We start from the raw sequence: 10,039 nt of genomic DNA, 5'->3' as shown, positions 1-10,039 counted from the left end.
TCAGCATCCCGCTCCCATTAGCGCAACAGCTTCCGCTACCGATCGTTCAAAGATATCCAGTACCTCGCCTGCTTCCTCCTCTGTAATATTTAGTGGCGGCAGGAAACGCACAACCGCCGAATGACGTCCACCGAGTTCCACAATCAGTCCGTTACGGAAACATTGCTGCTGAATGACCGAAGCCAGTTCACCATGCTGGAGATAATGCCCCAGACGATCTTTGCTGCCTTGCGGGTTCACCACTTCAACACCGATCATCAGTCCACGGCCGCGGACGTCACCGATCTCGGCAAAACGGTCTTTCAACGCCAGTAACCTTGTCATGAATTGCTCACTGCGCAGTTGTACATTATGCATGACGTTATGCTCCTGGATATAACGGAGCGTCGCCAGACCCGCAGCCATGGCTAGCTGATTGCCACGAAATGTGCCTGTATGTGCTCCCGGCTTCCACTGATCCAGTTCCTCCTTATAGATCACAACAGACATGGGAAGACTGCCGCCTACGGCTTTGGAGCAGATGATGACATCAGGTACAATCCCAGCGTGTTCAAACGAAAACATACGTCCCGTTCGTCCAATGCCCGTCTGCACCTCATCTATAATGAGCGGAATATTCCGCTCTGCAGTGATCCTGCGTAGCGCTCTCAGCCACTCCAGATCCGCAGGAATGGCACCGCCCTCGCCTTGGACCGTTTCTACGATCACACCGCATGGCGCAGCTATCCCACTCTCACAGTCATCGAGCAAGTTCTCAATGTACTGTGCACTCAAGCGAGCAGTCATGCCTTCGCCAACACCAAATGGACAGCGGTATTCATACGGAAATGGCAGGAAGTGCACATCTGGCAGGAGGCTCTGCAAGCTTTCTTTTTTACTCAGATTACCGCTCATCGACATCGTCGCTTGGGTGGAACCGTGATATCCGCCTTGGAAAGCCAAAATGGATTTTCCACCTGTTGCGTGTTTCACAAGTTTGATCGCGGCTTCAACCGCATCCGCACCCGTTGGGCCGCAGAACTGAATTTTGGATTGATCCCGCATCTCTTCAGGCAACAGAGAGAACAGCTCCTGCATAAACGAAAGCTTCAGCGGAGTAGCCAGATCCAGTGTATGTAATGGAATCTGCTGATCGAGGACATCCCGGATGGCGCCAACGACCGTCTCATGGTTATGTCCAAGCGCTAGTGTCCCCGCACCTGCCAAGCAATCGTAATACTCACGGCCTTCCGTATCCGTAATCTTCATGCCTTGTGCCTTGCTGATCACGAGCGGAAAATGCCTGGAGTACGCTCGTGCATTCGACTCCTTCTCGTTCTGCAGCTTCAGGTATTCCGTCTGTACCTCTACTGACATCAATGTCAAACGCCCCTTATCTTCAATTCAGGCCAAAAAATGCCTGTACATTCGTTATAGACCGTTCTTCCACTCTCCACCAAAAAATCGCCTTATGACGCTAAAAACTTACCTTCAACCATCAACTCTGACACAGATACTCCAGATATTGACGGACAACATCCCTTCTGGTCCCGCCATGTGGATACACATGGTGAGTCAGATCTGGCAATGCGTTGACCTCCAGAATCCCTCCCTGTGCAGTAGTCATGGGGACTCGAATGTCCTTACAGCGGATATCTATACCTGCTACGTCAATCTGGAGTGACCGTGCAGCCTGGACCATCATGTGGGCATTGTCCGGATGAATGTCATCCGTGCAGTCTCTATAAAACTCACTGATTTTGCCCGCTGCCGAATTACGGAGGTCATATAGCTCAATCTCTTGTCCCGCAAGGGGTACGTCATTCAGAGCAACACCTTGCTTACGCAACGCATCCAGCAAACGTGTATGATCGGGATCAATCTCAGGAAAAGCTTCATACACACCGATCTCCGTGTCCTGTATTCGGCTGCGGTTCAGTATCTCAATCAATTCACGAACAGACGAACTACCATCACCTGTCACATACACAGGTCGATATTGGTTCACTGCCGCTACCTGATCGTTAATAATCAGCACCCTGTAGTCGGTTCCGGTGACATATTGTTGCAGCATAATACCACTGCCATGCTTGGCTGCGGCATCTATTGCCGTTTCCAGTTCAGCAACATTGCGTACATCCAGCGTAACCCCCTGACTACTGCTGGCATCCAGCGGTTTGACCACGATGGAGCTGTGCTCGTTCAGAAATTGTTCAGCTTCTTCTCCCATAGCCGTAATGACGATATGAGAAGGTACTGGCATCCCCTGCTCATGCAGGATCAGATTACATGCCTGTTTATTCTTAGCAAGCAATCCAGCAATCAGTGGAAGTCGATGCGTTCTCGTTTTGTTAATGATGATCTGCTTGTCCCGGGTGGATAACTTCAGAAAATCCTCGCAGCCGTCTACAAGCAGCTCGCAATCGATCCCCATCTCTCTTGCTTTGTTCAGAATCAGCCGATTCTGTAAATTCTCAAATCCCTCTGGAAATACGGAACGTTTAGAACGAAGTGTATGCATATCCGACCTTCCTATCGGTTAATTTTATTGATAATGATTATCAGTATCATGTAAAATCTATTTTATGGTACCCGTTGACACATTGTCAATATAAAACTTTTAAGGGAAAATTAGTTTTATTTTCTGAAGAAGACTTGCATTGAAACTGGGGATCGAAGAATAAAAGAATAAAAAAGGCATAACAAATCAGGCAAGCCATTGCGTTCACGAATCGCTGCTTGCCTATTTCGTTATCCTCATGACATGATGATGGATTGATATAACCATGGGGGAATCAAGGAATGGATAAACGTAAAGAAACATGGCCAATTGGACCTGAGTCACTGAGTCAATGACCATATCAGCATACCGTCTGGCCCAATGAACCCGTAAACCGTGCCCCGAGCCATTCAGTATGTATGGATATGTTTGGCGTACAGGAGTGTGAGACTCCTGATCATCAAGCCAGCTGAGTATAACGGTGCTGTACTCCATTCAGCTTCCTGCCTCTTCCATGCGGAATACAGGTGGGTGTGCCGAATAATGGATCTACAGCAATATCACACTCCATCTGAAAAACGTTGCGTACGAGGTCACGAGTGATAATATCCTCCGGTTTGCCTTCCGCATAGATCGACTTGTTGTGCACCGCTACAATATGATGGGCGTAACGACAAGCCAGATTCAGGTCGTGAAGCACCATCACGATGGTACGCCCTTCTCTTTCATTTAATTCAAACAACAGATCCAGAATATCGATCTGATGTGTCATATCGAGATACGTCGTAGGCTCGTCCAGTAACAATGTTTCTGTACCTTGAGCCAGCGTCATGGCGATCCATGCGCGTTGACGCTGACCACCAGACAGGGCATCGACAGGCCGATCCGCTAGTGCTGTCAGATGTGTGGACTCCAGCGCCAGCTCGACCATACGTTCATCCTCACGCGACCACTGTTTAAGCCACGTCTGGTGGGGATAACGACCTTGTCGTACCAGTTGATGTACAGTTAAACCTTCTGGCGCCGATGGGCCTTGAGGCAAAATAGACATGCGTCTTGAGATTTCTTTGGTAGGAAGCTTCGCAATCTCTTCACCATCCAGCAATACCGTGCCTGAGCTGGATTTCAACAACCTTGCCATGGTACGCAGCAATGTCGATTTGCCGCAGCCATTACTGCCGATCAGGACCGTTATCTCTCCCTTGGGGATGGTCAGGTTCAAGTTTTCTATAATCGGATCTGCTCCATACGCAATGGTAAGCTCCTTGGCTTGCAAAATACTCATGGCTTTCCCCCCTTAATAGTGGTTTCGATTCTTAAATAGTAAGTATAGGAAAAATGGTGCACCGATCCCTGCGGTAAATACACCAGCAGGAATATCCAGCGGCAGAAATGCAGTTCTGGCAATGAGATCCGCCGCACATACCAGCAGAGCACCCACGAATCCCGACACCAGCAGCAAGCTGCCGAACATGCGCCCGACCAGCTTTCTCGCAATATGTGGAGCAATCAGACCGACAAACCCGATGGTCCCAGCCACAGACACGGCAATGCCAGCGAGCAGGACACTGCACAACAACAGAGCTGATCGATGCCACTGCACTGTTACGCCAAGCCCTGTGGCAAGGTCATCTCCAAACTCCTGTGCATTCAGGCTCCGGGCAAACCATATCGCGAGAGGCACAATGATAACAACTACAGGCAATATCGTCCGGACATCTGTCCATGTGGCTCCATAGATGCTGCCTGTCAGCCAGATATAAGCCTGACTTGCTGTATAGAATGGGCTTAGGATTAACATAAAGGTCGTTCCAGCCCCCGTTATAGCCGATACGCCTATACCTATAAGAACGAGGCGGATCGGACTAACTCCTTTTTTCCAAGCAAGAATATAGATGATTAATGCTGTAATTAATGCACCGATGATCGCAAAGAGTGGCAACAGCTTCATGTTTACAGCCCCGCCCAATAGCGTTACACATCCTACTGCTGCGACCGCCGCACCACCAGTTATGCCGATGACGTCAGGCGAGGCAAGTGGATTACGGATAATGCCTTGTAGCAGCGCACCGGACATCCCTAGGGCCGCACCTACCAACAGAGACAGCAGCACACGCGGCAGCCGCAGTGTTAACACAACAAAATCATGCTCCCCTGCATTCAGTCCAAAGATTGTTTTCACAACGTCCAATGGAGATATAAAGTCACTGCCTAGACTTGTCCCGACCACTCCGGCTGCCAGAAACAAAAATATACATCCAGCAATGACCAACATGGACTTGCGCTCCACTTGCATGGAGACCGTGTCTTTCTTATTCCGATACGTCAGCATCTTCCTCATATCTTCGTCACCCCCTTGCGGGCGATATATACGAAGAAAGGACCTCCGATTAAGGCCGTCATCACGCCAAGCGGAACTTCCTGCGGTATAATCACAAGCCTTGCTACGACATCGGCTGACATCAACAGAATCGCTCCACCCAGGAAGCAATAAGGAATGAGCCAGCGATAATCATTGCCCACCAAAGTACGCATAATATGAGGTACAACAAGACCTACCAAACCGATCGAACCAGCTACGGCAACGGAACCACCCGCCAGTAACACGGTAACAACGCCCATCAACACTTTGACCAAGAGCACATTCTGTCCCATACCCTTAGCAATATCATCTCCTGTTAATAACAGGTTGATCGCTCGTCCCATGAATAGCGATATCAGTGCTGCCACCGCCATATAAGGTAACACCGGGTACAACATCTCTAGCGTTCGCCCACTGACCGAACCGGCAAGCCAGAACAATACATCTTGCAGTCCGGTGCCGTCGAGCACAAGAATCGCCTGAGTAAAGGAAGCAAACAAGGCTGAGATCGCAGTACCGGCAAGCACAATTTTAATCGGCGTCAGTCCATCACGGCCGAGAGAGCCAAGCATGTATACAATAGCTGCGGAGATCGCCGCGCCCGCAAATCCAAACCACATCATTGTGGTCAAGGAAGACACAGACAGCACCACAACAGCAATAACAATACAGAATATTGCACCTGAGTTGATTCCGAACACACTCGGTGATGCCAGTGGATTACGTGTCAGCGCTTGCATCAGCCCACCTGCGGCAGCAAGACTTGCACCTACAACAGCCGCAATTATCGTACGTGGCAATCGTTCTGTCAGAAGTACTACATGTTCTACCGACGTCCCATCATAGGACTGATACGCATCCCACAACATGTGAAACGTAATAGGTGTGCGTCCCAGAATCATGCTTGCGGTTGCCGCAAACAGCATTAGAAATAACAATCCGATCAACCCATATATTTTCGCACTCACCTTGGTAAAAAGGGGAAACATACTCTCACTCTTTCATCTATAAAGTGAAACAGGATCTGCCTGCTCCTACACTTCGCTCACGAAAGTTCTGGTGCATGGCAGATCCTGTTCCTATTATTTAGTCAGGTTGAACTGCTTATATAGATCATCCAGCATCATGTTGGCTGATATGTATCCGCCCGCCATGTTCCAGGCTACCTCATCAACCTGATACAACTGATTGTTTTTCACCGCATCGAGGTTTTTCCATAAAGGGCTGCTTGTCCAATCTTTATAATTTTTCTCAATCGCAGCCGCATCTGTACCTGAATTGAAGTTGAAGATCATGTCTGCATTCATATCCGGAATAGCCTCTTTGGATGTCAGTTCAATTCCCCATGTATCTGCATCATGTCCTGCGGGTCTTGTGAAACCAAGTTCCTTCAGAATTTTACCTGCATACCCCATGTAGAAAATACGAACCTGATCTGCTCTGAAGTTCGTAATCGTTGCTTCCATTGGCAGACGGTCTCCCATCTTCTCTTTGAAATCCGCTACACGTGCGTCCCAATCAGCGAGCAGTTTGCTCGATTCCTCTGTTTTATTCATCGCTTCTCCTGCAATCTGGAGCGTTTCTTTCCAGTCAAACAGCGTTTCGGTCACGACGGTTGGTGCAATCTGAGACAACTGGTCGTAGATCTCTTCGTGTCTGATTTTAGTTGCGATAATGAGATCAGGCTTCAACTTGTTGATCTCTTCCAAGTTCGGCTGAGTTTCTTGTCCCACTTGGGGTACACCGTCCAGATCTTTACGCAGATATTCGTATACAGGCTGTTGAACCCATGATTCAACGACACCCGCTGGTTTAACGTCAAGTGCCACGACAACATCATTCGCACCTTGGAACAACGTAACAATTCGTTGCGGCGTTCCCGTGACTTTCGTTTCGCCCATGGCATGTTTGATAACTCGGGTCTCATCTGCCGCTTGGTTCGCTGTATCTCCCTCAGCACTACCTTCTGTGCTGCTTCCGCTCGTTGCCGAGCTTGCTGCATTGTTGTTACCCGCACTTCCCCCTGAAGTACAACCCGCCAGCAGCGATATCATAAGAATTAACGCTGCATAAATATATAACTTTTTGCTGAATCGAAACATGAAACTTGTCTCCCCTTCTCATCTAATTGATATTGAATCTCATTATCAATTGTATTGTAATAGAGTTGGTTAATTTAGACAAGCATTTATTTGGGAGTTGTCTTGAAAACTTTTTTAACTCTTCTCCCTACATTCCATAATCATTTCGATCCTATGATTCACTTGTAATCCATCTTACAGATCTTCTGAGCATACTCAGCTTTTTTTGAAATTATATGTAATTGTTACTTTGACTTACTTAAATCAACTATTGCTAAATTATACCTGTATTTCGACTGCCTCCTATGTTAGATTATCCCTTATAATGAAAATCACATATATAGACAGGGGACAGGCTGACATGAAAAAAAATTGGATTCTATCCATCTTGATGAGTATCGTTTTGCTTGGCGGTACATTGATTCCAGCAGGGGCCTATGCTTCAGCAGCTGATGACACAACAACTTCAACATCCAGTGAAGAAAGCATAGTAGATTACGACTATGAAGAAGAACAACAGCTTACCGCGGAAGATCAAGAATTCCTGGATTATTTAGAGGCTTTGGAAGCCACGGCTAGTTATGAAAAGAAAGCGCTGAATGCTGTAGCCGGAGATACCTACATTACATCTTCAAACCGTAAATCTTTCTTTTTGAAACTGAACAATACGGTCATCCCGAACTACACCAAGTATGTTTCCATGTTGAAACAGATCAAACCTGAAAATGCGGAACTGAAAAAAATCCATAACAAATTGATTAAAGGCAGCTATGCACAGCTAGAAGCATATCAATTGTTTAAAAAGTCCGTGTCCAAAACGACAATCAATCGGACCGTCTTCAAGCAGGGCAATGACAAAATTGCTACAGGCCGCAAAAGTATTGAGCAGTACCATAAAGAAATCAAAGCATACGGAGAATCCTTGGGATTCGAGATGTAATCAACAAATTTGATAATTAAGGAAAAAAAAGTGTTTTCTTTTGCAAGAAATATTCGTATAATAGCCCTATAATCAAAAGGCTATGCTGCCGAAAGGTACAACCTCGTGAACTGGAGAGGTTGTACCTTTTTTGCGTTTTCTGGAGCAATTACTAGCCTTATCTCACATTCATTCATCAAGCCAAGGAGTGATTCCATGATTCTTGAAGCGATCTATCATCGCCCGAAACTGAACTGGTCCTATGCTTACAATCGTACAACGATGCATCTGCGCTTACGATCCAAACGAGGGGATTTGGATGCCGTAATCGCTATTACAGGGGATAAATATGCCTGGGATCGGACCATCACGCATATTCCCATGCGAATCTTTGCTCGTGATGAGATGTTTGATTATTGGGAAGCTGAAGCATCTCCACCCTATCGCAGACTGCGGTACAGTTTCCAACTAGTTAAAGGAGAAGAGTCTGTCTGGATGACCGAGCGTGGATTCGAACAGGCACTGCCAGATCACCCGCTTGAAATGTTCGATTTTCCTTTCATGAATCCGGCAGATATTTTCGAACCTCCTGCCTGGGTTAAGGATGCTGTTTTTTATCAGATTTTTCCTGAACGGTTTGCGAATGGCGACCCTTCTCTCACGCCGGCCAATGCAGAACCTTGGGGCGGTGAGCCAACACCGGTAAACTTCTTTGGTGGAGACCTTCAAGGTGTAATGGATCACCTCGATCACCTTAGTAAGCTAGGCATAACAGCGATTTATTTCTGCCCTTTATTCGAGGCAACGACCAATCATAAATACAATACGGCTAACTACCTGAAAGTCGATCCCCAATTTGGCACGAACGAGCAATTGAGAGCACTTGTAGATGCGTGCCATGCTCGTGGGATACGAGTCGTCCTGGATGCTGTGTTCAACCATTCGGGAAGAGAGTTCCCTCCTTTTGTCGATGTGATGAAAAATGGATCAGCTTCTCCTTACGCAGACTGGTTCTACATTAAAGATTGGCCGCCTCGTGTAGAAGAAGGTATCCCGACGTATGAGACCTTTGCCTTCGAACCGCTGATGCCCAAGCTGAACACGGAACACCCTGATGTAAAGGCATATCTGCTGGAGGTCGCCCGTTACTGGGTTGAAGAGATGGATATTGATGGCTGGCGGCTAGATGTAGCCAATGAAGTGGATCACCAGTTCTGGCGAGAGTTCCGTCAAACGGTTAAAGCGATTAAGCCAGATGCCTATTTGCTCGGCGAAATCTGGCATGATTCTTTGATGTGGCTGCAAGGTGACCAGTTTGATGCTGTCATGAATTACCCGTTTACCAATTCCGTGCTGGACTACACTGTACATGGCAAGCTGGATGGACTTGGATTCGCCAATGAGATTGGCAAACTGCTTGCAGCTTATTCACAAACGGTAACCGAGACCGCCTTCAATCTGCTGGGAAGTCATGACACTCCGCGTTTGCTTACCTTATGTGATGGTGACATAAGAAAGATGAAGCTGGCCGTAACATTACTGTTCTCGTATCCAGGTGCGCCTTGCGTCTATTACGGGGATGAAGTCGGACTGGATGGCGGTTACGATCCTGGCTGTCGCAAATGTATGGAATGGGATGTAACGAAACAGAATCATGAACTGCTCACATTTTTCACGCGTACCATTGAGTTACGCAAAAAACACCCCGCACTGCGTAGCGCAGAGATGAAAATGGTGTATGCACAAGCTGGAGACCCTTGTCTTGCAATGGAGCGTATTGATTCAGAAACAGGTGAGCGTATATTGCTGGTCATGAACGCCAGTGATGAGCCTTGTAAGCTGGAACTTGGATGGGGGGACCAACATATTTGGCGTGACCTGTTCTCTTCTAAACCGTTTGAGGCCAGACAGAATACATTGACGCTGGATTTAGCGGCTTATGGCTTCTCCTTATTGCAGCTCGAAGTTAAACAGCCCGCAGAAGCCTGATATTTAACATAAAAAAATACTAGCTTCTCGATTGCTTTCCTCTCTCCTCCGCCTTTTCTTATCATTGAATTGGCGGCGAGAGAGCATCGATTTTTTCGTTTTTTGTAAATATATAATTAGAAAAATAATACTCCTAAGAAAGTTATTGACATAAAACTGTTTTTTTCTTAAGATAACGATGTGATCATAACTCGAGGGCCATGCTTTTA

Annotated in this window: 8 protein-coding genes; 2 read left to right on the top strand and 6 right to left on the bottom strand. The window is 47.1% G+C overall.

The genetic code is table 11. The features are described 5' to 3' along the window. The 6 genes from PQG66_RS22785 to PQG66_RS22760 form a co-directional block, all read right to left on the bottom strand. Complete coding sequence (locus PQG66_RS22785) at positions 1-1,356, bottom strand: diaminobutyrate--2-oxoglutarate transaminase (protein WP_272040121.1); 1,356 nt, start codon at positions 1,354-1,356, stop codon at positions 1-3. A gap of 121 nt (positions 1,357-1,477) precedes the next feature. Then, entirely contained in the window at positions 1,478-2,500 is a 1,023-nt protein-coding gene (locus PQG66_RS22780) for an ATP-grasp domain-containing protein (RefSeq protein WP_272040120.1), read from the bottom strand. A 439-nt stretch (positions 2,501-2,939) separates the two neighbouring features. Continuing rightward, on the bottom strand, positions 2,940-3,764 hold the full coding sequence (locus tag PQG66_RS22775) for an ABC transporter ATP-binding protein (protein ID WP_272040119.1): 825 nt from the start codon (positions 3,762-3,764) through the stop codon (positions 2,940-2,942). A gap of 12 nt (positions 3,765-3,776) precedes the next feature. Next, positions 3,777-4,820, bottom strand: a complete 1,044-nt coding sequence (locus PQG66_RS22770; protein ID WP_272040118.1) for a FecCD family ABC transporter permease — start codon at positions 4,818-4,820, stop codon at positions 3,777-3,779. Next, on the bottom strand, positions 4,817-5,830 hold the full coding sequence (locus tag PQG66_RS22765) for a FecCD family ABC transporter permease (protein ID WP_272040117.1): 1,014 nt from the start codon (positions 5,828-5,830) through the stop codon (positions 4,817-4,819). Before PQG66_RS22765 ends, PQG66_RS22770 begins: the two co-directional genes overlap by 4 nt. Positions 5,831-5,923: 93 nt before the next feature. Next, a complete protein-coding gene (locus PQG66_RS22760; protein WP_272040116.1) occupies positions 5,924-6,943 on the bottom strand; it encodes an ABC transporter substrate-binding protein in 1,020 nt (339 codons plus the stop codon). A 340-nt stretch (positions 6,944-7,283) separates the two neighbouring features. Between PQG66_RS22760 and PQG66_RS22755 the strand changes: the two genes are divergently transcribed. Continuing rightward, positions 7,284-7,862, top strand: a complete 579-nt coding sequence (locus tag PQG66_RS22755; RefSeq protein WP_272040115.1) for a hypothetical protein — start codon at positions 7,284-7,286, stop codon at positions 7,860-7,862. 195 nt (positions 7,863-8,057) lie between these two features. Beyond that, positions 8,058-9,830, top strand: coding sequence for an alpha-glycosidase (locus PQG66_RS22750; RefSeq protein WP_272040114.1), 1,773 nt, complete (start codon positions 8,058-8,060; stop codon positions 9,828-9,830). Positions 9,831-10,039 lie beyond the last annotated feature (209 nt).

It is taken from the genome of Paenibacillus sp. JJ-100, assembly GCF_948329825.1.
Lineage (GTDB): Bacteria > Bacillota > Bacilli > Paenibacillales > Paenibacillaceae > Paenibacillus.
The sequence above is the reverse complement of the archived record's forward strand: the minus strand, read 5'-3'. Positions and strand labels throughout refer to the sequence as shown.